A 379-nucleotide genomic window follows, 5' to 3' on the forward strand; every position below is an offset into this window, starting at 1 on the left:
GCGGGTGCGGGTGCGGGTGCGGGCAAGTCGGCCTCGGCACCGGCGGCGCCTGCGGCACCCGAGTACAGCCAGACCCCGGAGGACTTCCCCGCCGAGTACGAACCGACCTGGGCCCACGAGGACTCCACCGGCGACCCGGCCCGCGATCTGGACCGGCTCCTGGACCGCTTCCGGGACGACATCCGTGACGCGGCCCGCGACCGCGGTGTCACCGAGGACCAACTCCGGGACACCCGGCGCCACTTGTCGGCGGCGGCGGCACACATCGCGGCGGTGCTGCACGTGGGCCACAAGGGCTGAGCCGGCCGTCACAGCACGGCGGGGCAGGACTCCGGTCCGGGCGCCCCGCCCCGCCTCGTCCTGCGCCGCCCTCCCGCCA

General features: G+C 76.5%; 1 pseudogene. It reads left to right on the forward strand.

From position 1 onward, the window contains the following. Positions 1-300, forward strand: a pseudogene (locus JHN63_RS52155) (PadR family transcriptional regulator); the annotation flags it as partial. Positions 301-379 lie beyond the last annotated feature (79 nt).

The organism is Streptomyces sp. MBT65 (assembly GCF_016612545.1).
Lineage (GTDB): Bacteria > Actinomycetota > Actinomycetes > Streptomycetales > Streptomycetaceae > Streptomyces.